The 26,759-nt window shown below is 74.3% G+C and carries 22 protein-coding genes and 1 pseudogene; 9 read left to right on the plus strand and 14 right to left on the minus strand.

Annotation, left to right across the window (positions count from 1 at the left end; all coding sequences use genetic code 11):
- Positions 1-72: 72 nt before the first annotated feature.
- The 4 genes from Q8791_RS13565 to Q8791_RS13580 all read right to left on the minus strand — a co-directional run bounded on the left by Q8791_RS13565 (position 73) and on the right by Q8791_RS13580 (position 6,461).
- Positions 73-699: an HAD-IA family hydrolase gene (locus Q8791_RS13565; protein WP_330092032.1), complete on the minus strand. Its 627-nt coding sequence runs from the start codon at positions 697-699 to the stop codon at positions 73-75.
- Between the two features lie 374 nt (positions 700-1,073).
- On the minus strand, positions 1,074-1,910 hold the full coding sequence (locus Q8791_RS13570) for a TIGR03619 family F420-dependent LLM class oxidoreductase (protein ID WP_330092033.1): 837 nt from the start codon (positions 1,908-1,910) through the stop codon (positions 1,074-1,076).
- A 91-nt stretch (positions 1,911-2,001) separates the two neighbouring features.
- On the minus strand, positions 2,002-3,066 hold the full coding sequence (locus tag Q8791_RS13575; RefSeq protein ID WP_330092034.1) for an endonuclease/exonuclease/phosphatase family protein: 1,065 nt from the start codon (positions 3,064-3,066) through the stop codon (positions 2,002-2,004).
- A 158-nt stretch (positions 3,067-3,224) separates the two neighbouring features.
- The gene (locus Q8791_RS13580; RefSeq protein ID WP_330092035.1) at positions 3,225-6,461 is read right to left on the minus strand and encodes a BTAD domain-containing putative transcriptional regulator; all 3,237 of its coding nucleotides are present in this window, start codon (positions 6,459-6,461) and stop codon (positions 3,225-3,227) included.
- A 296-nt stretch (positions 6,462-6,757) separates the two neighbouring features.
- Between Q8791_RS13580 and Q8791_RS13585 the strand changes: the two genes are divergently transcribed.
- The gene (locus tag Q8791_RS13585) at positions 6,758-7,642 is read left to right on the plus strand and encodes an arylamine N-acetyltransferase family protein (RefSeq protein WP_330092036.1); all 885 of its coding nucleotides are present in this window, start codon (positions 6,758-6,760) and stop codon (positions 7,640-7,642) included.
- A gap of 129 nt (positions 7,643-7,771) precedes the next feature.
- Here the strand turns inward: Q8791_RS13585 and Q8791_RS13590 are convergent, their stop codons facing one another.
- Positions 7,772-8,728: a LysR family transcriptional regulator gene (locus Q8791_RS13590; protein ID WP_330092037.1), complete on the minus strand. Its 957-nt coding sequence runs from the start codon at positions 8,726-8,728 to the stop codon at positions 7,772-7,774.
- Positions 8,729-8,828: 100 nt separating this feature from the next.
- Between Q8791_RS13590 and Q8791_RS13595 the strand changes: the two genes are divergently transcribed.
- The 4 genes from Q8791_RS13595 (at position 8,829) to Q8791_RS13610 (ending at position 14,138) form a co-directional block, all read left to right on the plus strand.
- The gene (locus tag Q8791_RS13595; protein ID WP_330092038.1) at positions 8,829-9,839 is read left to right on the plus strand and encodes an NADP-dependent oxidoreductase; all 1,011 of its coding nucleotides are present in this window, start codon (positions 8,829-8,831) and stop codon (positions 9,837-9,839) included.
- A gap of 86 nt (positions 9,840-9,925) precedes the next feature.
- The gene (locus Q8791_RS13600; protein ID WP_330092039.1) at positions 9,926-10,744 is read left to right on the plus strand and encodes an aldo/keto reductase; all 819 of its coding nucleotides are present in this window, start codon (positions 9,926-9,928) and stop codon (positions 10,742-10,744) included.
- A 327-nt stretch (positions 10,745-11,071) separates the two neighbouring features.
- Positions 11,072-11,956 (plus strand): alpha/beta fold hydrolase, encoded by an 885-nt coding sequence (locus tag Q8791_RS13605; RefSeq protein ID WP_330092040.1) that lies wholly within the window; start codon positions 11,072-11,074, stop codon positions 11,954-11,956.
- 511 nt (positions 11,957-12,467) lie between these two features.
- Positions 12,468-14,138: a BCCT family transporter gene (locus Q8791_RS13610; RefSeq protein WP_330092041.1), complete on the plus strand. Its 1,671-nt coding sequence runs from the start codon at positions 12,468-12,470 to the stop codon at positions 14,136-14,138.
- A 58-nt stretch (positions 14,139-14,196) separates the two neighbouring features.
- Here Q8791_RS13610 and Q8791_RS13615 read toward each other — a convergent pair whose 3' ends face one another.
- Both Q8791_RS13615 and Q8791_RS13620 read right to left on the minus strand, forming a co-directional pair.
- Entirely contained in the window at positions 14,197-15,090 is an 894-nt protein-coding gene (locus tag Q8791_RS13615; RefSeq protein WP_330092042.1) for a phosphotransferase, read from the minus strand.
- Positions 15,091-15,291: 201 nt separating this feature from the next.
- Positions 15,292-15,882 (minus strand): TetR/AcrR family transcriptional regulator, encoded by a 591-nt coding sequence (locus Q8791_RS13620; protein WP_330092062.1) that lies wholly within the window; start codon positions 15,880-15,882, stop codon positions 15,292-15,294.
- A gap of 283 nt (positions 15,883-16,165) precedes the next feature.
- Between Q8791_RS13620 and Q8791_RS13625 the strand changes: the two genes are divergently transcribed.
- Positions 16,166-17,374: a DUF418 domain-containing protein gene (locus tag Q8791_RS13625; protein WP_330092043.1), complete on the plus strand. Its 1,209-nt coding sequence runs from the start codon at positions 16,166-16,168 to the stop codon at positions 17,372-17,374.
- A gap of 332 nt (positions 17,375-17,706) precedes the next feature.
- A complete protein-coding gene (locus tag Q8791_RS13630; RefSeq protein WP_330092044.1) occupies positions 17,707-18,462 on the plus strand; it encodes a nucleotidyltransferase domain-containing protein in 756 nt (251 codons plus the stop codon).
- Positions 18,463-18,508: 46 nt separating this feature from the next.
- On the opposite strand, the gene Q8791_RS13635 is transcribed toward Q8791_RS13630, so the two are convergent.
- Positions 18,509-19,459, minus strand: coding sequence for a GNAT family N-acetyltransferase (locus Q8791_RS13635; RefSeq protein WP_330092045.1), 951 nt, complete (start codon positions 19,457-19,459; stop codon positions 18,509-18,511).
- A 299-nt stretch (positions 19,460-19,758) separates the two neighbouring features.
- Entirely contained in the window at positions 19,759-21,045 is a 1,287-nt protein-coding gene (locus Q8791_RS13640) for a benzoate/H(+) symporter BenE family transporter (RefSeq protein ID WP_330092046.1), read from the minus strand.
- Between the two features lie 126 nt (positions 21,046-21,171).
- Between Q8791_RS13640 and Q8791_RS13645 the strand changes: the two genes are divergently transcribed.
- Positions 21,172-21,936, plus strand: coding sequence for a class I SAM-dependent methyltransferase (locus Q8791_RS13645; RefSeq protein WP_330092047.1), 765 nt, complete (start codon positions 21,172-21,174; stop codon positions 21,934-21,936).
- A 208-nt stretch (positions 21,937-22,144) separates the two neighbouring features.
- Here Q8791_RS13645 and Q8791_RS13650 read toward each other — a convergent pair whose 3' ends face one another.
- A complete protein-coding gene (locus Q8791_RS13650; protein ID WP_330092048.1) occupies positions 22,145-22,507 on the minus strand; it encodes an antibiotic biosynthesis monooxygenase family protein in 363 nt (120 codons plus the stop codon).
- A 141-nt stretch (positions 22,508-22,648) separates the two neighbouring features.
- On the opposite strand from Q8791_RS13650, the gene Q8791_RS13655 reads away from it, so the two are divergent.
- Entirely contained in the window at positions 22,649-23,767 is a 1,119-nt protein-coding gene (locus tag Q8791_RS13655) for a winged helix DNA-binding domain-containing protein (protein WP_330092049.1), read from the plus strand.
- Between the two features lie 36 nt (positions 23,768-23,803).
- Here the strand turns inward: Q8791_RS13655 and Q8791_RS13660 are convergent, their stop codons facing one another.
- The 4 genes and pseudogenes from Q8791_RS13660 to Q8791_RS13675 form a co-directional block, all read right to left on the minus strand.
- A complete protein-coding gene (locus Q8791_RS13660; RefSeq protein ID WP_330092050.1) occupies positions 23,804-24,235 on the minus strand; it encodes a VOC family protein in 432 nt (143 codons plus the stop codon).
- Between the two features lie 97 nt (positions 24,236-24,332).
- Positions 24,333-25,139, minus strand: coding sequence for an SDR family oxidoreductase (locus Q8791_RS13665; RefSeq protein WP_330092051.1), 807 nt, complete (start codon positions 25,137-25,139; stop codon positions 24,333-24,335).
- A 102-nt stretch (positions 25,140-25,241) separates the two neighbouring features.
- Positions 25,242-26,462 (minus strand): N-methyl-L-tryptophan oxidase, encoded by a 1,221-nt coding sequence (gene solA, locus Q8791_RS13670; RefSeq protein ID WP_407941993.1) that lies wholly within the window; start codon positions 26,460-26,462, stop codon positions 25,242-25,244.
- Positions 26,463-26,556: 94 nt separating this feature from the next.
- Positions 26,557-26,759 (minus strand): annotated as a pseudogene (locus Q8791_RS13675) (cellulose 1,4-beta-cellobiosidase); the annotation flags it as partial.

Raw genomic sequence — 26,759 nt, forward strand, 5'->3', positions numbered from 1 at the left:
CCCCGGGGCGCGCCCCGCTGCGGGCCCGCCTCCGCGGAAGCGGGCGGCCCGACGGCCGGGAGGGCGCGCCCGTCAGAGGAGCAGCCGGGCGACGGCCGCGAGGTCCTCCACCACCGTGGTCGCGTGCGCGAGGTCCGCGGGGTCGGTCGTGGACGCCACCGCCAGTACGGGCATCCCGGCGGCGATCCCGGCGCGCGCGCCGGCGGGGGAGTCCTCCACCACGACGCACGCCCCGGGGACGGCCCCCATGCGCCCGGCTCCCAGCAGGTAAGGCTCGGGGTGGGGTTTGCCCTCGGTGACGTCGTCGGCGGTCACCAGCACGCGGGGGAAGGGCAGCCCCGCCGTCCCGATCCGGGCGCGGGCGATCCTGTCGCCGCCGGACGTGACGACCGCCCAGGGGCGCCCCCGGGCGTCGAGTTCGGTGAGGAGGCCCAGGGCCGCGGGCACGGCACGGACCCCGTCTCCGGCGGCGGCCTCGTGGGCCTCGATCCGCTTCGCCTCGGCGGCCGGGTCCAGGTGCGGGGCCACCAGCCGCACCAGCCCGTGGTCGGTGCGTCCGTGGCTGTGCTCCAGGACCTCGGCGACGTCGAGGCCGCGCTCGTCGGCCCACGCCGTGAGGCCCGCTCGGATGCTCTCGGTGGAGTCCACCAGCACCCCGTCCAGGTCGAACAGCACCGTCGCCCCGTCGTAGGCGCCCACGTCGCCCCCTCGGTTCCAGGTCGGTCGGCACTCCAGGGTGCCAGAACCCGGCCAGGGCGCGGCGGGGCGCGACCCGCCGCGCCCGGACCCGCGCCGATGACAGCTGACCCATGGACACGGAACAGCTGACCCCCTCGCCCGGGCCACCGGCGTCGACGACCCGTCGGCGGGGCTCGACGCCACGGTGCGGGCCCGCAGGGAGAGGGAGCGGATCGAGGCCGTGCTCGTGCGCCGGGCGCGCAACCGGGGTGCAACCGGGGCTCCACCCGGGCGGAGATCGCGGAGGTCCTCGGAGCCTCCCGACAGGCCGTCCACAAGGAGTACGGCGGGCGGGGGCTCCCCGGTTCCCGGAAGCAGGCGCCGCGGCACCCCGGTCAGCGCAGCGCCGCCGCGAACCTCTCCATGCGGGCGCCGAACCCCTCCGCGTCGCCGAACCACACCGCCACCGAGTCCGCCCCGGCGGCGGTCAGCTCCCGGAACTGTTCCACGGCGCGCCCGAACTCCTCCTCGCCCCCGGGCCAGGCGATCCGGGTGCCCGTCCGCACGGGACGGTCGGTCAGGCCCCGCAGCCGGTTGCGGGCCGCCACGAACCCCTTCGTGGTCAACCCGACCCCCTGCCACTCGTCACCCCACACGGCGGCACGCCGCAGCGCCCGGTCGGAGGCCCCGCCGACCATCACCGGGACGGGCCGCTCCGGGCGCGGCTCGAACACCCCGTCCCCGTAGGAGTGGAACCGGCCCTCGAACGGGCCGCCGCCCTCCGACAGGTGCCGCAGCAGTCGCAGCGCCTCGTCCGTTCGGGCCCCGCGCGTGGCGAAGTCCGCGCCCACGGCGGCGAACTCCTCCCGGGACCATCCGACGCCCACCCCCAGGACGAACCGCCCCCCGGACAGCGCGTCCAGGGTCGCCGCCTGCTTCGCGAGGACCAGGGGGTCCCGCATCGACGCCACCAGCACCGACGTGCCCAGGCGGATCCGTGTCGTGCGGGCGGCCAGGTGCGCCAGGGTCACCAGGGGCTCGTACACGCCGCCGAACGTGGTCCCGTAGGGCGAGGGCGGCAGCAGGTGGTCCGGAAGCCACACGGCGTCGATGCCCAGTTCCTCGGCTCGGACGCCCAGGCCGACGAGGGTCCTCGGGGACATCTCCGGCGACTCGTCGGGCAGCACCACCTGGAGGCGGGTGCCCGTGATCGGTTCGGTCAGCTCGCTCATGAGCCGACGGTAGACCGTGCCATCGGTGTGAGGGTCAACCCCGACCGGCGCGCCCGGGCCGCGCGTCGCGACCGGCCCCGGGGCGGGTCCGCTACCGCGCCTCGGGCAGCGTGACCCGGGCGAGCACCGCCCGGTGGTCGCTGCCCGTGACCTCCACGACCTCGAACGAGCCGACGCCCATCGACGCGTCCACCAGCACGTGGTCGATCGTGACGCCGGGCAGGCCACCGCCCACCGGCCACGTGGGTTCCAGCCCCTGGCCGTGGACGGTCGCGGCGCTCACGTACCCCGCGTCCAGGACGCGGCGCAGTTCGGCGTGGTCCAGCGTGGCGTTGAAGTCGCCCGCCAGGATCCGGAGCCCCGTCCTCTGCAGGGGGTCGCCGGCCTCCCCCGCCCCGGCCTCAGCCCCGTCGGGGCCGGGCAGGGCGCGCAGTCCGCCCCGCCACCCGTCCATGGTCCCGGGCGCCAACGGCGGCTGGGGGTGTACCGACACCACCTCGACGGGGGAGGAGTACCCGGGCACCTCCATCGCCGCCCGAGGCATCGCGAACGCCTCGGTCCCCTCCGCCAGGTCCCCCAGGTCGGCGAGGGGGTGGGCAGCGTGGACGCTGCTTCCGTGCACGCCCGGGGCCGAATGGTCGACCGTGTGGGGGAGGAGGTCGTCGAGCCCGGCCGCCGACAGGGCGTCCAGCACCTCCGGGGTGACCTCCTGGAGGGCGAGCACCGTCACGCCGCGGTCGCGCACCAGCCCGACCACCTCCCCGGCGTCGGCGCCGCCGCCGAGGACGTTCAGGCTCATGACCCGCAGTTCCGGGCCGCCCGCGCCGGAGATCCCGAACGGCACCGCGCGCGGGACGACGGCCACCGCGAGGACGGCCGCCGCCGCGACCAGGACGGCCAGCGGCACCCGGCGCCGCAGCAGGCCCGCGGCCGTCGCCGCGAGGAGCGCGCCGCCCAACGCGTACGGGGTGAAGGCCAGCGCGGGCACCAGCGGCCACCCCCGCTCCAGGCCGAACCCCCGTAGCGCGGCGAACCCCGCGAAACCCACCGCCACCAGGGTGACCAGGATCGTCACGGCCGCCGAGCGCCGACGGCGAACGGCCCCGCCCGGCACCGGCTCCACCGCATCGGCCCCACGTACGTCCACGCGATCCATGGCCCCGCCTCCCGAGTCCCGCGGACGGTCCCGCCCGCCCCGGATAGGACTCCGTGCGCGGGCGCCGGGTTCGGAGCCGTTCCGGGCGGCGCCGACCCGCGCGCCCCGCGGCAGCGCAGGGGGTGGCGCGCCGACGGCACCGGCCGGTCCCGTCCGGGTCAGGCGGCCCCGCACCGCAGGCCCTCGGCGTACCCCTGGCGGAACGCCCTCCCGAACCGCTCCCCGCCCAACGCGGCGCGCGCACGGCCGCCCGCGCGGTCGACGTCCTCGCGCTCGGCCCCGGGCAGTGCCGCCCCCACCGACTCCCGCGCCGCCGACGCGGCTCCCAGGAGCAGCGCGGCCCTCCACGGGTCGCCGCCGACGGCCGCGGCCCCCGCCAGCCCCTCGAAGGCCAGAGCCACGGCACGCGGGTCCCCGGTATCGCGGGCCGCTGCCAGCCCCTCGGTGTGGAGTTCGAGGGCGGCGTCGGCGTCGCCGCGGAGCTCCGCGACGAAGCCGAGTTCGGCCAGCCCCAGGCACACTCCCGGCAGGTAGCCGCGCGCGCGGTTCCACGCCACCAGTTCGCGCGTGCGGGCCTCGGCCGCGTCGAGCCTTCCGGCCCTGCGGTCGGCCAGGGCCAGCCCGGTCGCCGCGAACGCCGCGTTCGACCCGAACGCCTGCTCCCGGGCGACGCGCAGCGCCCGCTCGTGCAGGTCCGTGGCGCCGGGGAGGTCCCCGGCCAGCAGGCGCAGCCGGCCCAGCGCCGCCAGCTGGTCGGACACCGAGGCCCACAGCCCCAGCTCCTCGGCCATGTGCAGGCCCTCGGTGGACAGCCGCCGGGCCGTCCCGTAGTCGCCGCCGATCTCGGCGAGCATCCCCAGCAGTCGCGTGGTGTGCAGGCGGCCCCAGCGGTCCCCCTCCTCCCGGAACAGGGCGGCAGCACCCTCGGCCTCCTCGCGCAGCTCCGGCAGGTTCCCGGCGACCGACGCGAGCTCGGCGCGGACCGCCCGGGCGGCGGCGATCCCCCAGCGGTCGCCCAGCGTCCGGAAGGCCGACAGGGCCTCCTCGTTGATGTCCCTGGTCCGGGACACGTCCCCGGAGCCCAGCATCGCGTACGCGCACAGGATCCGCGCGTACGCCGCCCCCGCCGGGTCGTCGACGGCCGCGTAGCCCAGGAGCACGTCCCCCAGCAGGCGTTCCGCGCCGGTGTCGCCGTGGTCCAGGAACCCGAAGCAGGCCAGCCACGCCATGGCCCGCAACCGCACCGGGTCCGGGGCGGTCCCGTCGGCGGGCGCGGGCCCCAGGGCCGCCGCCAGGTGCCGCCGCGCCTCCCGGACGCGCCCGCGCAGGAACCAGTACCGGCCCGCGGCGCCCGCCAACCGCAGCGCCGTCGTGCTCCCGCCCGATCCGACCGCCCAGTCCAGGGCGGCGCGCAGGTCGGCCGACTCCGCGTCCATCCGCCGCAGCCACGCGTGCTGGAGGTGCCCGCGCAGGGCCGGTTCGGACGCCTCCGCCAGCTCCGCGAGGTACTCGGCGTGCGCCCTCCGCACCGGCTCGGCCTCTCCCGCCTCCTCCAGCCGTTCGAGACCGTAGTCGGCCACCGACTCCGACAGCAGGTAACGGCGCGGATCACCCCCGTCGACCACCACGAGGGAGCGTTCCAGCAGGCGGGACAGCAGGTCAAGGACGTCGGCCCGGTCGACGCCGCCGCCCGCGCACACCCGCTCGGCCGCCGCGAGGGTGCAGCCGCCCCGGTGCACGGCGAGCCTGCGCAGCACCGCGCGCTCCTCCTCCGACAGCAGGTCCCAGCTCCAGTCGATGACCGCCCGCAGCGTGCGCTGCCGTGGGGGAGCGGTCCTGTGCCCGCTGCCCAGGACCCGGAACCGGTCGTCCAACCGGCCCGCCAGGTCGCGCACGTCCAGGACCCGGACACGGGTGGCGGCCAACTCCAGTGCGAGGGGGATGCCGTCGAGCCGGCGGCAGAGCGCCGCGACCGCCGCCCCGTTCCCCTCGTCCAGGGTGAACCCGGCGGAGGCCTCGGCGGCGCGGGCCGCGAACAGGCGCACCGCGCCCGAGGCGGCGACCGCCGCGCTCCCGGCGTCCTCCGGAGGCACGTCCAGCGGAGGGACCGGATGGAGGCGCTCGCCGGCCACCCCGAGCGGTTCGCGGCTGGTGGCCAGCGCCCGTACCCCCGGAGCGACCCCGAGGAGCCGTTCGGCGAAGCGGGCGACGGCGTCGACCAGGTGCTCGCAGGTGTCCAGCACGAGGAGCAGGCGGCGGTCGCGAACCGCCTCGCACAGCCGTTCGGTGGCGCTCCGCCCGCCCTGCTCGCGCGGTGTGCGCGAGACGGCGTCCGCCCGCAGGCCCAGGGCCTCGGCGACGGCTTCGGCGACGCCGTCGGCCCCCACCCGCGCCCCCGTGCCGGGACGCAGCCGGGCCAGTTCGACCAGCCACACACCGTGCGGGAAGAGCTCCGCCGACCGCCGGGCGGCCTCCACCGCGAGGCGGGTCTTGCCGACGCCGCCGGCCCCGACGAGTGTGACCAGCCTGTCGCGCCGCACCAGGTCCAGCACGCGGCCGATCTGGGGACCGCGGCCGACGAGTCCGCCGTCGGGCTCGTCCGTGAGCGGGGCGGGCAGGTTCGTCGCGGGGCGGACACGCTCCTCTGAGGCGCCCAGCGCGGGGTCCTGCTCCAGGATCGAACGGTGCAGGGCGACCAGGTCGGGCCCGGGGTCCACGCCCAGGTCCTCCCGCAGGCGCAGCCGCAGCCGCTCGTAGCTCGCCAGCGCCTCACCCTGGCGGCCCGACCGGTACAGCGCCCTCATGTGGGAGGCGCGCAGGCGCTCACGCAGGGGGTGCCGTTCCACCAGGTCGCCCAGCTCACCGACGACCGGCCGGTGCTCTCCCAGATCCATCCTGGTCTCGGCCAGGTCCTCCAGCGCGCTCAGCCGCGACTCCTCCAGCCGCGTGACCGCGTTGCGCGCGAACTCCTCGTCGGCGACGTCGGCGTGGGCGGGACCGCGCCACAGGCCGACCGCCTCGTCGAGGAGGGCGGCCCTCTCCGCGGGCACGGAACTCCCGCGAGCCCGGACCAGGAGCGCGGCGAACCGCGCCGCGTCCACGTCCGGCGCCGCGAGGCGGTACCCGGACGGGCCGAGCTCGACCAGGCCCCGGCCCCCCGGTTCGGCCCCCTCCAGAGCCCGCCGGAGCTGAGACACCTTCGCCTGGAGCGCGCCGGCCGGGTTGCCCGGGGGAGCGGCGCCCCACAGGTCCTCCACCAGCCGGTCGGCGGAGACCGCCCGACCCTCGTGGACGAGCAGGACGCTCAGCAGGGTGCGGACCTTGGCCCCCGGAACCCGCACCACCGCGCCCTGCGAGGTCCACACCGTCAGCGGACCGAGCACCCCGAACCTCATGGCGTCACGTTAGCCGAACCCGCGGAGCCGGCTCCGGCCGCGGGGGCGCCGTCGGCGGACCGTCAGCGGTCGGGCAGCCGACCGTAGGGGCCGCGGCGCAGGGTGGACACCAGGACACCGGGCCCCGTCGTCACGGCCCGGACCGCGTCGGGGCCGTCCCGGCCTCCGCACGCTCCCGGGGCACGCGCCCCGGCCCCCGAAGGTGCCCCGGTCGTCCCCGCACCGCCCGCACCACCGGACCCGTCCGCATCCCGGGCGCTGCCCGCGCCCTCCGCCCCGAACGACAGGAAGTCCTCATGAGCACCACCACGACCCACCCCTCGGCCCTCTGGGACTCGGCCCCCCTGGACCTGCCCGCCTACCTCGGGCGGATCGGCCACGACGGGCCGCTCACCCCGACCCTGGACACCTTGCGGGCCCTGATCCGCGCCCACCTGGACGCGATCCCCTTCGAGGGGCTGGACTCCGTCCTGGGCCGCCCGGTCCCCATCGACATCGAGTCCGTGCAGGACAAACTGGTGCGCAGGGGGAGAGGCGGATACTGCCACGAGCACAACACCCTCTTCGCCTCGGTCCTGGACCGGCTGGGCTTCCAGGTGACCGCGCGCAGCGCCCGGATGCTGGTGGGCGGCGACGAGCACGAGATGGGCCCGGTCGGGCACACCATCCTCTCGGTCGTCCTGGAGGGCGTCGACTGGCACGTGGACGTGGGCATCGGCAACTTCGGCCCGCGGGGACCGATCCCCCTCGTGGACGGGGCGGAGGTGTCGACCGGGCCCTGGGAGTACCGCATGGACCGCTCGGCCCGGGACCACTGGGTGCTGCGACTGCGGCGCCCCGAGGGCTGGTTCAACCTGATCCAGTTCACGGAGGAGCCGTGCTACCGGGCCGACATCGCCGTCCACAACTACGTCGCCTCCACCGACCCGGGCTCGCCCTTCACCCAGCAGATCGTCGTCCACCACGACGGGGAGGACGTCCGCCGCACCCTCAACGGCCTCACCCTGACCACCTACCGCCCCGGCGGGGAGCGCACCCGGCGGGAGATCGCCGCCGACGAGGTGCCGGAGACCCTGCGCACGGTCTTCGGCCTCGCACTGCCCGAAGAGCACGGTCGGGCCCTCGTGGAGTTCGCCCGCTCCTCCGCGGCGTCGCCCTGGGCCGCGTCCCTCACCGCCTGAGGCCGCGCCCGGACACGCACGCGGCGGGTCCTGCTGCCCGCGGCGGGCGCCGACACCCCGCCTGCGCCGCGGGCGGATCGCGTCCGCTCGCGGCGAAGGCGGGGCAGGAGGGCGCGGCCCCGACCGGCCTCAGCAGCGGGAGGCCGCCGCCACCAGCTGCTTCCAGACGCCCTCCAGGTGCGGGTGGCCCGCCGGGCCGGGGCGCCGCACCAGGTAGGCCGTGTTGATGGGAGGTTCCTCCGGCTCCAGGAGCGTGACCAGCCGGCCGTCGTCCAGTGCGTCCTGGCACAGGTAGCGGGGCAGCACCGTCACCCCGGCGCCGTTCACCACGGCCGTCATCACCCCGCGCAGGTCCGGAACGGTGATCGCGGGCGCGCAGGTCAGCCGCACGCCGAACACGTGGCGCCAGTAGCGGCGCAGGAGGGGCAGGTCGTCGTCGTACGCCACCAGGGGGATCGCGCACAGCGCGGACGCGCCCTGGCGGGTCAGCCGGTCGCGGTGGATCCGCCGCGACCAGGACGGCGACGCCACCAGGACGAACTCCTCGTCCACCAGCGGTTCGGCGAGCAGTGTGCGCCCGCGCGGCCGGACCGTGGACAGCACCAGGTCGTGCCTGCCCGAACGCAGTTCGTCCAGGAGGCCGTCGGCCGGACCGGTCCGGACCCGCAACCGGACCCCCTCCTCCACCATCGGGGCGAGGGCGGGCAGGACGAGGGCGTGCAACGCCTCGGCGGGACCGGCCAGGCGCAGCGGGAGGGGCGGCGCGGAGGCGTCGGCCCCACCCGTCCCGGCCACCACCTCCAGGGCGTCCAGCGGAGCCGCGATCCGCGCGGCCAGGTCGTTGGCCTCGCCGGTGGGCGCCACACCGCGCGGCAGCCGGTCGAACAGGGTGTGGCCCAGCCTCCGTTCCAGGGAGCGGATCTGCGTGGTGACCGTCGGCTGTGACAGTCGCAACAGCTGGGCGGCGGCGGTGAAGGAGCCCGACCTGTGGACGGCCAGGAACGTGCGCAGCTGCTGGAGGTCCAGCCCTCCGCCCGGCCGCGGGCCGGCACCGGGAACCGATCCATTGGAATCTCTATAGGTCACCTTGCCGATTTTATTGGTGGGCCAATACGTTGCCGGACTAGTGTCTGCGTGGGCCGGGGTACGCCGGCCCGCCGCACACAGAAGTACCGGAGGCTCCGCCATGCCCGTCACCAGCAAGGAAGTCCACCTCGTCGCCCGCCCCTCCGGCGAACCCGACCCCACCGACTTCGCGCTCGTGGAGACCACGCTCGGCGACCCCGGAGCGGGGGAGGTCCTCGTACGCAACTCGTGGATCTCGGTGGACCCCTACATGCGCGGACGCATGAACGACACCAAGTCCTACGTCCCGCCCTACGGCCTCGGCGAGGCCATGGGCGGCGGAGCGGTCGGCACGGTCGTCGCCTCCCGCAGTGACGACGTCCCGGTCGGCGCCGCCGTCCTGCACTCCGCGGGGTGGCGCGAGTACGCGATCCTGCCGGCCGAGGCGGTGCGCGTGGTCGACTCCGCCCGGGTCCCCGTCGAGAACCACCTCAACGGCCTCGGCATGATCGGCCTCACCGCCTACGCCGGACTCGTGGAGGTCGCCCCCGTGAAGGAGGGCGACGTGGTGTTCGTCTCGGGCGCCGCGGGGGCGGTCGGCTCGATCGCCGGGCAGATCGCCCGGAAGCTCGGGGCCTCCCGCGTGGTCGGGTCGGCGGGAGGCCCGGAGAAGCAGCGCCGCGTCGTCGAGCGGTTCGGCTTCGACGCCGCCATCGACTACCGGCGGGGCGACCTGGAGGGACAGCTCGCCGAGGCCGCTCCCGACGGGATCGACGTCTACTTCGACAACGTCGGCGGCGCGCACCTGCGCGCGGCCATCGCGGCGATGCGCGACTTCGGACGGATCGCCCTGTGCGGGGCGATCTCCCAGTACAACGCCACCGAACCCGTTCCTGGGCCGGACAACCTGTTCCTCGCGGTCGGCAAGCGGCTCAACCTGCGCGGGTTCATCGTCGGCGACCACGCCCACCTCGCGGCGGAGTACTCCCAGCGGGCGGCGGAATGGATCGCCGAGGGCGATCTGCGCACCGAGGAGACCGTCGTCGACGGCATCGACAACGCCGTCCAGGCCTTCCTCGACATGATGCGCGGTGCGAACACCGGCAAGATGCTGGTGCGCCTCAACACCTGAACTCGCCTGGAGTGCGCTCCAGGCCGCCATCATGGGCGACACGCCCCACTCGTCACCACGGACACCGTGACCACGGAAAGGCTTCCATGCAGTACGTCACCCTGAACAACGGCCTCAGCATGCCGCAACTCGGATTCGGCGTCTGGCAGGTCGCCGACGACCAGGCCCAGGCCGCCGTCGAGACCGCCCTGGAGACCGGCTACCGCAGTATCGACACGGCCAAGCTCTACGAGAACGAGGCCGGCACGGGCCGGGCGCTCACCGCGTCGGGGCTCCCCCGTGAGGAGTTGTTCGTCACCACCAAGCTGTGGAACGACGACCAGGGGTACGACAAGGCCCTCAAGGCCTTCGACGCCAGCCTGGACCGGCTCGGTCTGGACTACGTGGACCTGTACCTCATCCACTGGCCCGCGCCGGCCCGGAACGCCTACGTCGACACCTGGAAGGCCCTGGAGCGCATCTACTCCGAGGGGCGCGCCAAGGCCGTCGGGGTGTCCAACTTCACCGTCGAGGCCCTGGACCGCGTCGTCGAGGAGGGCGACGTCGTCCCGGCCGTCAACCAGATCGAGCTGCACCCCTACTTCTCCCAGGAGGCCATGAGGGCGGCCGACGCCCGCCACGGCGTGGTCACCGAGGCGTGGAGCCCGCTCGGCCAGGGCAAGGAGCTGCTGGAGGACCCCGTGCTCGGCGCGATCGGCGCCGCTCACGGGAAGTCCGCCGCGCAGGTGGTCCTGCGCTGGCACCTCCAGGTCGGCAACGTCGTGATCCCCAAGTCCGTGACCCCGTCGCGGATCCGGGAGAACTTCGACGTGTTCGACTTCGAGCTGTCCGGTGACGACCTGGACAAGATCGGGTCGCTGAACCGTGACGGCCGGATCGGTCCGGACCCCGCCACGGTCGGCTAGGCGGCACCGGCGGAGCCGGGACCACGCGACGCTCCCGGGCCTGAGGAACGGCCCGGGAGCGTACTTTTCGGGACGAATGGGTCTGGATGGGAAGTAAACGTCTCCCCTTGCGTATGGCCAGAACCGGACGAAAGGTACGCCCGCGCACCAGGGCCCACACGTTCCCCAGGGGACACCTCGTGAAGGGTATGGACCTGCTGGACGCCTCAGGTCAGGACCCGCGCCGCCCCCGAGTGGCGTGGTGCCGGACAGAGGCGTACAGTCCCTCTGGTGCGCCGGGAAACACACGACGGCGGACACCAGTCTCCTCTACGCGAAACCAGATCGATGACCGTCGTCCCCCTTCGTACCGCGCGCGTGTACCGTTCGGAGAACGCCGAGCGTTCCGTACACGCCTGGTGTCACAAAGCCCTGAGCCAGTGGCCCGAACTCGGGCCCCTTCCGCCTGTGGAGACCCGTCTGGGGAGCACCCAGGCCTTTCGTGCCGCAGGCGGGCCCGGTACCCCGGTACTGGTCCTCTCGGGCACCAACTTCAACGCCGCCACCACGGTCCCCGCCGCCCGCGCGCTGTCCGCGGACCGGCCGGTGCTGCTGGTCGACCTTCCCGGGCAGCCCGGCCTCAGCTGTAGCCAGCGGGTCGGCGGAGCCAGGATCGAGACCTACGGTGCGTGGCTGGACGAACTCCTGCCCCGGATCACCGACGGCCCCGTCCTGGTGCTGGGCCACTCGCGCGGTGCCGCCATCGCTCTCGCCTCGACCCCGTCGCCGCTGGTCGCCGGGATGCTGCTGCTCAACCCCGCGGGGCTGACGGCGGCCGGTGTCAGCTCGGAGTCGATGCGCGCCACGCTGCCCTGGATGATCCACCCCAACGAGCAGACCAGCGGACGCCTGGTCGAGTTCCTCAGCGGCCCATCCGCCGACGAGTGCGCCGAGCGCCGCTCCGAGGCCGAGTGGCTGACCATGGTGGCCCGCTACTGCCGCACGGGCACCACGCCCAACCCGCTGCACGGAGAGAACTTCCGTGCCTGGGCCGGTACGCCGGTCGCCGTCGCGACCGGATCGCACGATCCCTTCTTCTCTCCCGCGCGCCTGCACGGGCCGGCCCGCCGGTTCCTGGACGCCGAGGTCCACACCATCGAGGGTGCGGGCCACCTGTCGCTGTACGAGCAGCCCGAGAGGGTGTGCGAGCTCCTGCGCGGGCTCGACGCCTGACTCCCGCTCCCGGGGCGGCGTGCCGCCGCCGCGGGGTCCCGCCGCGCCCGACGGTCGGCGGGACGCCCGGAGTTGCGAGGTCACGCACCCCGCCCGGTCGGGGTGCGGCCGAGCGCCGCGCAGACCGTCGCGGCGGTCGGGCGCCCGCCGCCCGGGCTCACCACGCTCCCGCCCGCGGACGCCCGTTCCGACGGCCCGTTCCCGGCGGCGTGCGCTCCGGCGACGCGGCCGCGCCGCCCCGGGCAGCCTCGGGGGGCGTCCCCGGCCGGTGACGGCACAGCCCCGTTCGGTGCCGCCACGGGGTATCCCTTCATGGTGATTTCAGATGTGATGTCAGCCTGGGGAAAATTGCACCTCATTATGGTGTAGATAATGGGATTCGCGGCATTTTTGCCGAAATGCACACAGGTGACTTTGGTCTTTCCGGATGCGTATCCTTGCCCGGGGCCGATCCGAAATCTGATGGCTTGGTCTGTGTACCGAGAATCCCCGAATCACCAGAGGGCAGTGCATGTTCAAAAAGCTGGCACACGCGCTCGGACTCGAGACGAACCCGACGATCTTCTTCGTGTCCGCCGCGTTGACCGTTGTTTTCGTGGTGTGCGCCATCGCCTTCACCGCAACGGTGGACGCCGTCTTCGGCGCGGCATCGGAATGGATCCTGACCCATCTCGGGTGGCTCTACATCCTCGGCGTGACGACCTTTCTCGTCTTCCTGGTCTGGATCGCGCTCAGCCGCTACGGGCACGTGCGGCTGGGGCCCCAGGGCAGCTCGCCGGAGTACGGCGACCTCACCTGGTTCTGCATGCTCTTCGCTGCCGGGATCGGCAGCATCCTCATGTTCTGGGGCGTGGCCGAGCCCATCAGCCACTTCGCCCGACCGCCCCAGGGCGACGTCGAACCCGAGTCGGTGGAGGCGGCCCAGCAGGCGATGGGCTTCACGCTCTACCACTTCGGCCTGCACACCTGGACGATCTTCTGCCTGCCGGCGCTCGCCTTCGCCTACTTCGTGTACCGCAAGGGCCTGCCCTTCCGGGTCAGCTCGGTCTTCCACCCGTTCATCGGCGAACGGATCAACGGCCCGCTGGGAAGGACCATCGACATCGTCGCGGTCCTCGGCACGCTGTTCGGCGTGGCCGTCACCATCGGTCTGGGAACCATGCAGATCAACAGCGGGCTCAACACGCTGTTCGGGATCGAGGAGAGCCGGCTCACCCAACTGGTCCTGATCGCCGTGGTCACGACCATCGCCGTCATCTCGGTGGCGACCGGGCTCGACGTCGGCATCAAGTGGCTCTCGGTGGTCAACATCGTCCTCGTGGTCGCCCTGCTGGTGTTCGTCTTCCTCATGGCCTCCCCGCTCTACCTGGCGAAGGGCACCATCGAGACCACCGGCGTGTACCTGGAGCGGCTGGTCCCGCTGTCGTTCTGGAACGACACCTTCGGCAACACCGGGTGGCAGGGGAGCTGGACGGTCTTCTACTGGGCGTGGACCATCACGTGGTCGCCGTTCGTCGGCATCTTCATCGCACGGATCTCGCGGGGCCGTACGATCCGCGAGTTCGTGCTCGGCGTGCTCGCCCTGCCCACCGTGTTCAGCATCGTGTGGTTCAGCGTGTTCGGCCTGTCGGCCTTCGACATCGAGATGAACCAGGGCGGCGGGCTGGTCCAGGAGGTGTCCGTCGAGCAGGACATCCCGGGGGCCCTGTTCGCCTTCCTGGAGCACTTCCCGTTGACCACGTTCGTCTCGGCCGCGTCGATCGTCATCGTGGTCATCTTCTTCACCACCTCGTCCGACTCGGCGTCCCTGGTGGTCGACATGCTGTGTTCCGGCGACGCCGACTCCCCGACCCGGCAACGGGTGTTCTGGGGCATCACCGAGGGGGTGGTCGCCGCGACGGTGCTCACCGCGACGGGAGTGGGCGGCCTGGACGCCCTGCAACAGACGATCATCGTGTTCGGACTGCCGTTCTTCGTGATCGGCTTCTTCATGATGGCCGGGCTGGTCCGCTCGCTCCGGGCGGAGGCCGAGGAGGGGAGGGGCGCCGGGCGCACACGCGGCACCCCGCTCGCCACCCGTGCCCGCAGGATCGTCCGGCGCAACCGGCGCGGGGCCGGGGTCGGATCCGCCGGCCGCGTCCGGGGCCCCGGGAGGGGCGTCGGCCGGCGGCGCGGCGCTTGACCGGGAAGACCCGGTCCCCGGAACCCGGGCAGGCGGCTCAGGGACGGCGGGGGAGGCCTCACTCCGGCCAGAAGAACGCGGCGACGTCGGCGCACAGCCGCAACCGGTCGGTGTCGACGTCCTCACGCCCGTAGCTGTCCAGGAGGAGTTCGGCGTCCTCCGGGCCGAACTGCGGGTTCATCGGGCTCAGGAGGCTGGCCACCATGTCGGCCAGGTCCGCGTGCGGGTCGCCCAGGCCGGCGCGGCCCAGGTCGACGAAACCCCAGCCCCACGGGCCGTCCGGGCCGCAGTCCCGGACGCGTGCGTCCCGCAGGGCCCGTCCGCTCCGTCCCCCGTCCTCGACGGGTCCTCCCCGGACGCCCGTCCCGTGGACCAGGACGTTCGGCAGGCAGTAGTCGCCGTGGGTCAGGGAGACGGGACCCGGACCGAGGGCGCGCGCCCGTTCGACGACCTCGGGGAGCACCGCGGCGGCGGGCGGTCCCTCCCGTCCGGCCGCGGCCCAGGACCTGTCCACCGCCCCGGAGAGGACCCGCTCCCGGGCCTCCTCCAACCGGGTCGGCGGCGTCGCGTCGAACGGGCAGTCCCGGTGGGGTGCGGCGTGCAGTGCGCGTGCCGCCCGTGCGAGGAGCCGCACCACCCCGCTCCGATCTTCGGACGGCCAGGGTTCGTGCGCGGGCCGCCCCGGCAGGTGGCTCATGGCCAGCCAGAGCTGCCCCTGCCGGCTACCCGAGCCGAGTACGCGCGGAACCGGCAGGCCCCGCGCGCCGAACCACCGCAGCCGCGCCTCCTGCCCCCGGAGCTCGGCCGCCAGGTCCGCCCGGCCCTCGTCCACCGACTTGACCACCGCCACCGGGAGGTCGCGGGAGTCGAACAGGCGGGCCACGCGGGCCCCCGAGAGGCCCACGACGATCTCCTCGGCACGGGCGGCGTCCACGGACGGCGGGATCAGCATGTCCCGACCCTAGGTGTACCGACCATGGAGGTTGGTAACGCCCACCCCGCCTGACACAAGCGAAGAGGGCCTCCGGTATCGGTGTGGATTGCGAGATCTACCCCGAAGCACCGGAAGGCCCTCGATGCCCCGCACTACCCACGCCAACGCCCGCCTCACACCCGCCGGACGCCTGACCCCGTCCCGGCGGGGTGCGCGCCCTCACCGGGGCGGTTCGGCGCCGGCCGGGCTCCGGTCGCGCGGGTCCTGGCCGAGTGCGGGCAGGATGACCTGGTCCACGATCTGGACCACGTACTCCTCGTCGGGGAAGCTCTGGTGGTCCATGCCGTACTTGATCATCAGGGCCTCACCGATGTCGACGGTGAGGGGCGTGACCCTGGCGGGGTCGATCCGCCCGCGCTCGGCGTAGTGCGTGAGGACGGTGCGGGTGAACCGGCCGCCGCGCGCGTCGAACACCTCCTCCATGAACCGCTTGTAGAGGTCGGGGTGGTGCTGCGCCTCGGCGACGACGGCGAACATGGCCTGGCCCAGCGAGCCGTCGGCCATGACGCCCCGCAGGAGCTGGAGGGCGCGGATGAGGTCCCCGCGCAGGTCGTCCGCCTCGGGGGTCGGCCTCTCCTGCGGGAAGGTGTGGTACATCGCGTCGATCAGGATGTCGCCGGGGGTGGGCCAGCGCCGGTACAGCGAGGTCTTGGCGGTGCCCGCCCGGCGGGCGACGCCCTCCATGGACAGGCGGGCGACGCCGACCTCCGCGGCCTCGACGATGACCGCTTCGTGGATGGCGTCGACCAGTTCCCGTCCGCGCCTGCGCGTGGCCCTGGGAGCCTCCGGCGGGGCGTGCTCCGCAGCCGACCCGCCGCCCGCCGGGGCGGCGCCCCGCCCGGAGGTGCTCCCTCCCGCGTCGTCCTGCCCCGCGTCGTCCGCCACCTGACCTCCCCTGGCCGCTTCCGGTCGGGAACGGACTTCCCAAACAAGAAACGGTGCCGTATCTTAAAAGTGTCCTGAGATACGCCATCGTATCCAATCCCCCTCGCCTGGCCCCACCATGCCCCGTGCGGCGCGAACGGAGCACCCCGTGTCCCTCCCACCTCCCGCAGTCCCCCCGTCGTCCGGGGGCGTCCCGCTCGACCGGCGCTCCCTGGCGCCCGACCTGTCCCGCGGTGTCATGCTGCTGGTCATCGCCACCGTGCACGCCCACATCTTCCAGGAGATGGCCGGCGGCCTGGCGCAGGCGCCGGGCGGCGCCCTCGACACCGCCACGACCGCCTTCATGACGATGTTCGCCGAGGCGCGCGGGTACCCGATGTTCGCCGCCCTGTTCGGCTACGGGCTCGCCCGGATCCACCTGCGCCGCGTCGCGGCGGGCCACACCCCGACGCGGGTGAGCGCCCTGGTCCGCGGACGGGGACGCTGGATGGTCCTCATCGGCCTCCTGCACACCGTCCTGCTCTTCTTCGGCGACGTCATCGCCGCCTACGGGCTCATCGCCCTGCTGTTCGCCGGACTCCTGCACGTCAGCGACCGGAGACTGCTCGCCCACGGGCTCACCTGGATGGCCCTCGGCACGCTGGCCTACGCCGTCCTCAACACCGTGCCCTCGTTCACCGACCCCGGGTCCGGGGGAGAGGTCCTGACCGCGAGCCCGCTGGCGGACATGGTGACACGGCTTCTCACGTGGCCGGTCATGACCCCGATGCTCCTGATGACGTCGGTCTTCCCGTTCACCGTCGGGGTGTGGGCGGCCCGCCGCCGCATCATGGAGGAGCCCGAACACCACCTCGGCCTGCTGCGCCGGACCGCCTACCTCGGCATTCCCGCGGCGGCCCTGGGCGGCCTCCCCCACGCGCTGGCCTCCGCCCGGCTCTGGGAACCCGTCGGCGCGGCGGAGACCGGCGTCGCGTGGCTGCACCTGCTGACCGGGTACGCGGGCGGCTTCGGATACGCGGCGCTCATCGCGCTGGCCGCGGTCCGTCTGGACCGTCGACGGGGCCCGATCGTCCAGGCGCTGGCGGCCACCGGCCAGCGGTCGATGACCTGCTACCTCCTCCAGTCGGTGGGGTGGACGGTCCTGTTCATGCCGTACACGCTCGACCTCGCGTCGAGACTCTCCGGGACCGGCTCCGTCCTCGTCGGCGCGGCCGTCTGGCTGACCACCGTGGTGATCGCCGACGTCATGCGGCGCACGGGGACGCGCGGCCCGGCCGAGCGCCTCCTGCGCTGGGGCACGTACCGGGGAGACCGTTCGGGGGCCGCCGTACAAGGGAGGACGCGCTCGGGCGTCTGACCGCCGGACGCCGACCGGCGCCGACCGCGCTCCCCGCCCGACCGGCGCGGCACGGCGAGGCCGGGCCAGGCGTGCCACCGGCGGACGTCGGACACCGGGCTCGCTTCGAGGGAGGGGGCCTGCCCGGTCCCGCGGTCGCGGTCCCCGATCAGGACCCGTGACCACGGCCACGGCCCACGGCCACGGCCCACGGCCACGGCCCACGGCCACGGCCCACGGCCGCGGGAACCGGGCACCGTGGCGTGGCCGGGGGGCGACGCGGCCGACCGCGCGGGGACCCGCGTCGGGAAAACGCGTGGAGGGCGTCAGCGGAGGTACACGATGATGGTCCGATGACCACTTCCGACGACGAACGCTTCCTCGCCGCCACCGCCGACAGGCTCGCCGCGCTCCCGGCCGTCCGAGCCGTCGCCCTCGGGGGCTCCAGGGCCCAGGGCGCCCACCGCCCGGACAGCGACTGGGACCTGGCGGTCTACTACCGGGGCGGGTTCGACCCGCAGGACCTTCGCGACGTCGGCTGGGCGGGCGACGTCTCGGAGATCGGGGACTGGGGCGGCGGAGTCTTCAACGGAGGCGCCTGGCTGCGGATCGACGGGCGGTCGGTGGACGTCCACTACAGAGACCTCGACATCGTCGAACACGAACTCGCGGAGGCGAGCCGGGGCCGGTTCCGGGTGGAGCCGCTCATGTTCCACCTGGTCGGCATCCCCACCTACCTCGTCGTCGCCGAACTCGCGATCGGCCGCACCCTCGTCGGCGACCTGCCCCGGCCCGACTACCCCGAGGCGCTGCGCCGGAGCGCGCCCCCGGTGTGGCGCGGCATGGCCTCCGCCACCCTGGCCTACGCCGAGCGCCACCACGCCCCCCACGGCAGGGTCGCCCAGACCGCTGGTCTGCTCGCCCAAGCCGCCTCCCACACCGCGCACGCCGTGCTGGCCGGGCGGGGGGAGTGGGTGACCAACGACAAGACGCTCCTGTCCAGGGCCGGGCTGGAGGAGGTCGACTTCGTCGTGGCGGGGATGACCGCCGACCCCCAGGACCTGGTCGCCGGGGTCGCGGAGGTCGGCCGGATCATCGCGACCGCCTGAACGCGCACGGCCGGAGCCGACCCGGGGGTCGGCCCCGGCCGCCGGGCTACGCCCAGGTCATGTCGATGACACGGCTGAGCGTCGTGTACCCGGCACGGTGGAAGGCCCCGGCCATCGGGGCGTTGCCCACGTCCGTCGCGGCACGGACCCGGTCGACCCCCAGGTCGGCGAGGACACGGGTGCCCTCCGCGAGGATGTCGTCGATGTACCCGTGACCGCGGTGCTCGGGCAGCACCCCGATGTAGCCGATCATCGGGTGGTAGTCGTTGCGGGCGGGCAGCACGAACCCGACGGGTTCGCCGCTCGGGAGCGTCGCGATCCGCCACCAGTCGCGGGGCGTCCGGTACCCCGCGAACTCCTCCGCGTACCGGTCGGCGGCGACCTGCTCCGCCGACCCGTGTTCGAGGTCGGCCCGGTCGTGGGCGTCCAGGGTCCCGTCCAGGACCCGGACCATCAGTCGCAGCATCTCCTCCTCGTCCCGGACGGGCCGGAACCGGAGGCGGTCGCCCGGCCGGGGCGGCGGGCTCGCGGGGGTCCATTCGAAGCGCAGACGTTCGACGAGCAGCGATCCGCCCTCGCCTTCGACGGCGGCCATGCGCTCCTCCACCGCACGCCGCTCGGCCGGGTCCTCGCGCCAGGCCGCGGAGACGTAGCGCAGGTACTCGGGCGGGATCGCGCCCTCCGCCAGCGTCGCCGCGGAGGCGGTGCGGAGGAGGAGCCCGGCGACGGCCGTGCGGTCGACGTCGTCGGAGCCGTCGTCGACGTCGAGGATGTCGAGGAGGAGGGGCGAGTCCCCGCCCGCGCGGCACCACCAGGAGAGGCGGGCCAGCAGGCGGTCGCCGTCCAGGGCGACCCACATCCACGACGCCCGGCGGCGTCCCTCGGTGAGGTCCCCGGCGAGTTCGTGGTTGAGGGTGTAAGGGATCCGGGAGAAGAGGTCCAGCTCCTCCGGCCCGGTGATCGGACGGATGGTCAGGTCGAGCGTGTTGACGGTCAAAGCGACACCTTCGGTGCGTGCGCCCGTCCGTACCGGGTCAGCTGTCGCCGATTCCCCGGGAGGACACGGGCGCGGTGGTTGCGGTGAACATCGGCTGTGCCTCCTCTCGCGGTCGCGGCCCCGGAACCGCTCCGGGGCGGGAACAGTTGTAACGGTGGGCGGACCGGCCGCACAAGCGGTTTTCCGGGCTGCGCCCCGGGGGAGCCCGTGAGCGGGAGCCCCGGGCCCGCGGCCCTGTCTCCCGGTGCCGTCGGCGGACCCGGCCCCACCGCGCAGGCGGCGTCCACCGTTTCCCGAGGTCACGCCTCCCGGGCGCGGTCGGTGTCCCCGGTACGGTCGGGGCCTCCCCGGGACCGGTCGTCCCCGGCTGTCCCGGCAGGTGTCCCGGTGGGTGTCCCGTCCCGCGCCCCGCGCCGGGACGTGGTCACCACCAGGGTCAGCACTCCCGCGACCAGGCCCCAGAACGCCGACCCCACCCCGAGCAGCGTGAAGCCGGACGCCGTCGCCAGGAACGTCACCACGGCCGCCTCCCGCGACCGTTCGTCCCCGAGCGCGGAAGCCAGGGACCCACCGATGGTCCCGAGCAGGCCGATGCCCGCGATCGCCAGGATCAGTGTCGGGGGCAGGGCGGCCAGCAGGGACGCCACCGTCGCGCCGAACACCCCCACGCACAGGTAGAAGACCCCCGCCCACACGCCGGCGAGGTAGCGCCGGTTCGGGTCGGGGTGCGCCTGCGGGCCCGTGCAGATGGCGGCGGTGATCGCGGCCAGGTTCATCCCGAAGCAACCGAACGGGGCCAGCACCATGTTGGTGACACCGGTCCACCCGATCACCGGGGAGATCGGCACCCGGTAGCCGTCGCCGCGCAGGACCGCCACCCCGGGCAGGTTCTGGGACGCCATGGTGACCACGAACAGCGGCACGCCCACGCTCACCAGCACCTGCCACGAGAACTCGGGAGCGACGAACACCGGCGCGGCGAGCGCGGGCGTCACCTCACCCAGGTCCAGGGTTCCGAGGGCCGCTGCCGCCGCCACACCCGCGACCAGGGCCAGGATCACCGCGTAGCGAGGGAGCCACCGCCGGGACAACAGGTACGCGGCGAACATCGCGGCCACCACCGCGAAGTCGCCCTCCATGCTCGTGAACAGGCCGATCCCGAACTGGAGCAGCACCCCGGCCAGCAGCCCCGCCGCGAGCGGGACCGGGACCCGGTCCATCACCCTCTCGAACCAGCCGGTGACCCCGCTCAGAGTGATCAGCGCCGCCGAGAACAGGAACGCGCCCACGGCCTGCGCCATCGTCACCCCGTCCAGGCCCACCGCCAGCAGGGCCGCGCCCGGGGTGGACCACGCGGTGACCACCGGTGCCCGGTACCGCAGCGACAGGCCCACGCAGGTCACCGCCATGCCCACACCCAGGGCCAGCATCCACGAGGCGATCTCCCGGGAGGAGGCCCCGGCGGCCTCGGCGGCGGTGAACACGATCGCCGCCGAACTGGTCACCCCGACCAGGACGGCGATCAGGCCGGCGGCGACCGCGGGGACGGGGGCGACGCGTCCGACGCGGCGGGCGAGGGTTCTCATGGTCCACCATCCTGCCGGTCGGTCGTCCGGCGACCCGCTCCGGGGCGGGAGGAGGGTCGGACCCGCCTGTGCGCGGGACCGGAAACACGGTGGACGCGGACGGGGGCCTCCGGCGACGATGGCCCCATGGAGCGATCATTCGACGCACTCGTCGCCGAGGCCGCGGCCGAGCCCACGGAGGGCTGGGACTTCTCCTGGCTGGACGGCCGGGCCACCGAGGAGCGCCCCTCCTGGGGATACCAGCGCACCATGGCGGAGCACATGGCCCGCGCGACCGCCGCCCTCGACATCGGGACCGGGGGCGGCGAGGTGCTGGCCGGTGTCCCCGAACGCCCGCGGACGACGGTGGCGACCGAGTCCTGGCCGCCCAACATCGCGGCGGCCACCCGGCTCCTGCACCCGCTGGGCGTCCCGGTGGTCGCGACAGAGGAGGGGCGCCCGCTGCCCTTCGCGGACGGCGCGTTCGACCTCGTGGTCTCCCGGCACCCGGTCGCCACGCGGTGGGAGGAGATCGCCCGCCTGCTGGCGCCCGGCGGAACCTACCTGTCCCAGCAGGTCGGGCCCGAGAGCGTGTTCGAGGTGGTGGAGTTCTTCCTGGGCCCGCGCCCCGAGGAGGACCGCCGCTCCCGGCATCCCGACGACGCGCGCCGGGCGGCGGAGGCCGCCGGGCTCGACGTCGTCGACCTGCGCACGGAACGGCTGCACACGGAGTTCCTCGACGTCGGAGCGGTCGTGTACTTCCTGCGCAAGGTGATCTGGATGGTGCCCGGGTTCACGGTCGACGCCCACCGCGGACGGCTCCTGGACATGCACGAGCACATTCGGCGCGAGGGGGCGTTCACGGCGACCACGACGCGGTTCCTCATCGAGGCGCGCAAGCCCCGGGACTGAGAGGTCCGCCCGGGGCGGCCCCGCCCCGGGGAGGCCACGCGGCCCCGTGCCCCGGCCGTCCCCTCGTCCGGTACCCGCTCCGCTCCCGGATCGACGGGGGCCGGGAGCTCCTCGCGGACACCGGCGGCGGGACGGGCCCCGCCCCGCGAGGGCCGGCCCCGCGCGGCCACGTCACCGCGCCGGGGCGGCCGACGCGCAGAGCCGGGGCTCAGCCACCCGCCTTGACGTGCTGGATGACCTCGAACCCCCAGATCTCGCTGTTGGTCGCGGCCGGACCGCCGTGCCCGTGCCCGTGGCCGGTCTCCGCCCCGCCCTTCTGCGCGTCGGCGGCGGCCTGGGCGTGCCCGTGCTTGAACGCCTGGCCGCCGACCCAGTTCTGGAAGTCCTCCTCGGAACGCCAGCGGGTGTAGACGAGGTACTTGTCGGTCCCCTCGACCGGGCGCAGGAGCTGGAACTCCTCGAAGCCCGGCTGGTTCTCCACCAGCCCGGCCCGCTTGGAGAACCGCTCCTCCAGTGTGGCCCCGGCCCCCTCGGGGACGGTCAGGACGTTGAACTTGACGACGCTGCTCACGCGGCACCTCTCCACCGTTGACTTCGACCTTCACCGCCCAACCTAGGGCACCCCCCGCCCCGGCGCCGGTCGGCCCGGTCGTACGCACCGGCGCCGCGTGGAGGCCGGAGGATGACCGCCACCCTCCCTAGGGTCGGTGCCGTGATCACTCTCGACCGGCGCGCACTCAACCGCGCCACCCTGGCCCGCCAACTGCTCCTCGAACGCACCCGCGACACGGCGCTCTCCGTCGTGCGCCGACTCGTCGGCCTCCAGGCCCAGGACCCGGAACCCCCCTACTTCGGCCTGTGGTCCCGGATCGAGGACTTCCGGGTCGACGACCTCACCGGGCTGCTGCACAGCCGCGACGTCGTCCGCGCGACCCTCCTGCGGGGCACCCAGCACCTGGTGACCGCCGACGACTACCTGTGGCTGCGTCCCGCACTCCAGCCGATGCTGACCCGCTGGCAGAAGGGCGCCTTCGGCAAGGCCACCGCGGGCATCGACCCGGACGAGCTGGCGGACGCGGCACGCGGAATCCTCGCGCGGGGCCGGGTCTCCCGCCCCGAACTCGGCAGGGCCCTCTCCGAGCGCTGGCCCGGCCGCGACCCCGTCGGCCTCGCCCGCTCCGCCCAGGGGCTCCTGCCGGTCCTGCACCCGCCGCCCGACGGCACATGGGGGCGCCGCGGCACCACTCCGTTCGTCCTCGCGGACCGGTGGCTCGGCCGACCGCTCGTCGCCGACCCCTCCCCGGACGACCTGGTCCTGCGCTACCTGGCCGCGTTCGGCCCCGCCTCCGTCCGGGACGTCCAGGCGTGGAGCGGGATGACCCGTCTGCGGGCGGTCGTGGACGGACTCAGGCCCCGTCTGAGCGTGTTCCGGGGAGAGGACGGGCGGGAGCTGTTCGACCTCCCCGACGCGCCCCGCCCCGATCCCGACACCCCGGCGCCCGTCCGCTTCCTGGCGCTCCTGGACAACGTCCTGGTGGGCCACCACGACCGGTCGCGGATCGTCGAGGACGCCCGGCGCCCGTACGTCGTGGTCGAGGCGCCGCTGACGGTGGACGGTTTCGTACGGGGGCTGTGGCGGATCGAACGGCCCGCAGGACGGTCCCGTGCCGGGCGGGGCGGGGAGGACCGCGCGGTGCTGGACGTGCGCCTGTTCACCCCCCTGACCCCGGCGGAGGCGGAGGCGGTCGCCCAGGAGGGCGAGCGCCTGCTGCGCCTCGCCGCGGGCGACGCCGGGGATCACGACCTCAGGGTGCGGCCCCTGGACGCATGACCGTCTGCCACGCGTGCCGGTCGCCCCCCGCGGGAGTCAGCCGAGAACCACCCGGCCGGACTCGTCCACGCTCCAGCCCGGGTTGTGCGCGATCTCCCACACCACCCCGTTGGGGTCCTGGACGTGCGCGTGGAAGATCCCCCCGAACTCGCTGTGCCGCGCGCTCTTGAGCACGGTCGCTCCCGCGTCGGCCATCGCGGCCACGGCCCGCCCGACCTCCTCGGGGGCGTCGACGTTGTGCGACAGGGTCACCCCCGACAGCCCCGACGTCCCGGGCGGGAGCCCGAGGTCGCGGTCGAACTTCTCCGCGTCGAACAACCCCAGCACCTGCCCGGGGGCGACCTGGAAGAAGATGATCTCGCCGGGGACGTCCATGAGCGGTTCCCAGCCCAGCCCGTCCCGGTAGAAGCGGCGGGCCGCGTCCAGGTCGGGGGTCGCGAGCGTGACGAAGTGGACCTGCTGCCGCATGGGGTGCTCCTCGGATCGCGGTCGTGGGTTCCACATCCTCTCGAACACCGCGGCCGGATGGCGGGCGCCCCGCCCGACGGCGTCCGCCGGACCCCGCCTACAGCCCGTGCCTGCGGGCGACCAGGTCGAGGATGAACGAGCGCGGGAACAGCCTGCGCAGGGCGAACACCACCGGGGCGTTGCTGCCCACCGCGTACAGCGGCCGGGGCCGGTCCGTCTCGATCGCCCGCACGACCGTCCGTGCGACCTGCTCCGCGGAGATCCCCGACGCCTCGTTGGCGTCGAGGGCGCCGAGCATGGTGTGGTACTCGTCCGCGAAGGGGGAACCCTCCCGCAGGTACTGGGTCCGGCGTTCGCTGATACCGGTGTTGATCGACCCCGGCTCCACCGTGGTCACACCCACCCCGTACGGGGACACCTCGCGGCGCAGCGCGTTCGCGAACCCCTTGACCGCCGCCTTCGACGCCACGTACGACGACCGGTACGCCAGGGGGAAGCTCGCCAGCATCGACCCCACCATCACCACCCGGCCGTACCCGCGCCCGCGCATCCCCGGCAGGAGGAGCTGGGTGAGCCGCACGGCCCCGAACACGTTGATCCGGAACAGCCTCTCCACCGCGTCCGACGGCAGCTCCTCGAACGGCCCGCTCTGGCTCTCCCCGGCGTTGTTGACCAGGACGTCCACGTCGCCGGCGGCGGAGGCGCACGCCTCGACCGACGCCTCGTCGGCCAGGTCGAGGGGCAGGTACTCCACGCCGGGGACCGGCTCCGCCACCGACCCCGGACTGCGGCTGGTGCCGTACACGCGGTAGCCGCTCCGGACCAGCGCGGCCGCCACGGCCGCGCCGATACCCGATGAGGCGCCGGTGACGAGCGCGGTCCGCTGGACGCTGGGACGGTTCATGGTGTTCCTTCCGGGGAGGGGTGGATGCGCTCGCGCCGCGCGTGTGAGCGATGATCGCACGCCGCCCTCCGACGGGCGGAACAGACCTCCCCGGCGCCCGCCTCAATCCCAGCGGTGGGGGTCGAACAGGCCGATCGGCAGACCGGTGCGGCCGTCCCGGGCCAGGTCTGCCAGCGCCTCCCCGACGGCGGACGCGAACTTGTAGCCGTGTCCGGAGAATCCCCCTGCGAGCACCAGCCCCGGAAGCTCCCTGCGGTGCCCGATGACGAAGTGCTCGTCGGACGTCATCGTGTACATGCAGGCGACCATGCGCTCGGGCAGGCCCTCGACCCCCCGCAGCCCCGAGGCCAGCTCGCCCAGCCTGCGCGCGTCGGCGGAGTCGGGTGCGCGCGGACCCAGGCGGGGGTCGACGGGCTCGCCCCACTGCGCCCCCTCGCGACTGACCCCGGGAACCTCGGCGTGTACGCCGATCTTGACGGTCCGGCCCCCGTCCAGGCTCGGGAACCCGTACCAGGTGCAGTCGTCCCCGTCGCGGGCGAACACCGGACCGGACACGTGCGCCGACGGGTCGCCCGTGGTGCGGAACCAGCCCAGCACCCGCCGCTCGACACGGATGCCCCCGCCCAGGCCGGCCACCGCGGGGACCAGCGAGGGAAGCCACGCTCCGGCGGTGACGACGACCCTCCGGGCGCGGATCACGGTGTCCCCGACCAGCACGCGGGGACGGTCCGGGTCCGGCTCGATCCGGGTCGCCCCGACTCCGGTGAGCACACGTGCGCCCGCCGCCTCGGCGAGCCGGACCGCGGCCAGGATCGACGCCTCGGGCAGGACCACGCCGGCGTCCTCCTCGAACACGCCGACCTCGCCCGGGTTCAGCGCGTGCCCGGGAAAGCGGTCCCTGACCCCGTCACCGGTGAGCAGCTCGTAGGGGAGACCGTGGTGTTCGGCGGCGGCCACCGATCCGGCCACGGCCGCGCTGTCCGGCGCGCCGGCCATCAGCGCCCCGGTGCGCCGTACGAGCCGCTCCCCGGACGCCTCCTCCAGCTCGGACCAGGCACGCCAGGCCGCCAGGACGAACGGCACGTACTCGGCGCCCTCCAGGTAGGCGGTGCGGATGATGCGGGACTCCCCGTGGCTGGACCCCCGGTCGTGTCCGGGGGAGAACTGCTCCACCCCGACGGCGTCGACGCCGGACCGCGCCAGGCGCCACAGGGCCTGGGCCCCCATCGCCCCCAGCCCGACCACGACGGTGTCGGTCTCCAGCAGGTTCGCCACGCGGTTCCTCCCCGGTCCGGTTCGCGGGCCCGGCAGGCCCCGGCCCATGATCCCAGGCCGGGGCCGCGGCGGACGCCCGTCCACCCCCTGGGTGAACGGGCGCCCTGTCCGGTGGTCCCCCTCGGCGTTCAGGGGGCGGTGATCAGTCCAGCGGCGGGTAGGCGTTGTCCAGCAGCTCCTGGAACTGGGCCGAGAACCAGTGACCCGAGATCGGGGCGTCGGCCAGGGCGCCGCTCAGGTTGTTGCCGTTGCGCGGGTTGCCCTCGTAGGTCGGGTCGCACATCCGGTCGAAACCCTTGCCCTCCTCGTTCGGGATCTCCGTGCTGGAGCCGTCCGACTCACCCG

Source organism: Nocardiopsis codii (genome assembly GCF_036327455.1).
Lineage (GTDB): Bacteria > Actinomycetota > Actinomycetes > Streptosporangiales > Streptosporangiaceae > Nocardiopsis > Nocardiopsis codii.

Coding starts and splice junctions, on each gene's coding strand:
- Q8791_RS13615 (WP_330092042.1), bottom strand. CDS start 15,090: ATGCTGATCCCGCCGTCCGTGGACGCCGCCCGTGCCGAGGAGATCGTC.
- Q8791_RS13665 (WP_330092051.1), bottom strand. CDS start 25,139: ATGAACCGTCCCAGCGTCCAGCGGACCGCGCTCGTCACCGGCGCCTCA.
- Q8791_RS13605 (WP_330092040.1), top strand. CDS start 11,072: ATGACCGTCGTCCCCCTTCGTACCGCGCGCGTGTACCGTTCGGAGAAC.
- Q8791_RS13610 (WP_330092041.1), top strand. CDS start 12,468: ATGTTCAAAAAGCTGGCACACGCGCTCGGACTCGAGACGAACCCGACG.
- Q8791_RS13645 (WP_330092047.1), top strand. CDS start 21,172: ATGGAGCGATCATTCGACGCACTCGTCGCCGAGGCCGCGGCCGAGCCC.
- solA (WP_407941993.1), bottom strand. CDS start 26,462: ATGGGCCGGGGCCTGCCGGGCCCGCGAACCGGACCGGGGAGGAACCGC.
- Q8791_RS13575 (WP_330092034.1), bottom strand. CDS start 3,066: ATGGATCGCGTGGACGTACGTGGGGCCGATGCGGTGGAGCCGGTGCCG.
- Q8791_RS13585 (WP_330092036.1), top strand. CDS start 6,758: ATGAGCACCACCACGACCCACCCCTCGGCCCTCTGGGACTCGGCCCCC.
- Q8791_RS13640 (WP_330092046.1), bottom strand. CDS start 21,045: ATGAGAACCCTCGCCCGCCGCGTCGGACGCGTCGCCCCCGTCCCCGCG.
- Q8791_RS13580 (WP_330092035.1), bottom strand. CDS start 6,461: ATGAGGTTCGGGGTGCTCGGTCCGCTGACGGTGTGGACCTCGCAGGGC.
- Q8791_RS13660 (WP_330092050.1), bottom strand. CDS start 24,235: ATGCGGCAGCAGGTCCACTTCGTCACGCTCGCGACCCCCGACCTGGAC.
- Q8791_RS13600 (WP_330092039.1), top strand. CDS start 9,926: ATGCAGTACGTCACCCTGAACAACGGCCTCAGCATGCCGCAACTCGGA.
- Q8791_RS13595 (WP_330092038.1), top strand. CDS start 8,829: ATGCCCGTCACCAGCAAGGAAGTCCACCTCGTCGCCCGCCCCTCCGGC.
- Q8791_RS13570 (WP_330092033.1), bottom strand. CDS start 1,910: ATGAGCGAGCTGACCGAACCGATCACGGGCACCCGCCTCCAGGTGGTG.
- Q8791_RS13630 (WP_330092044.1), top strand. CDS start 17,707: ATGACCACTTCCGACGACGAACGCTTCCTCGCCGCCACCGCCGACAGG.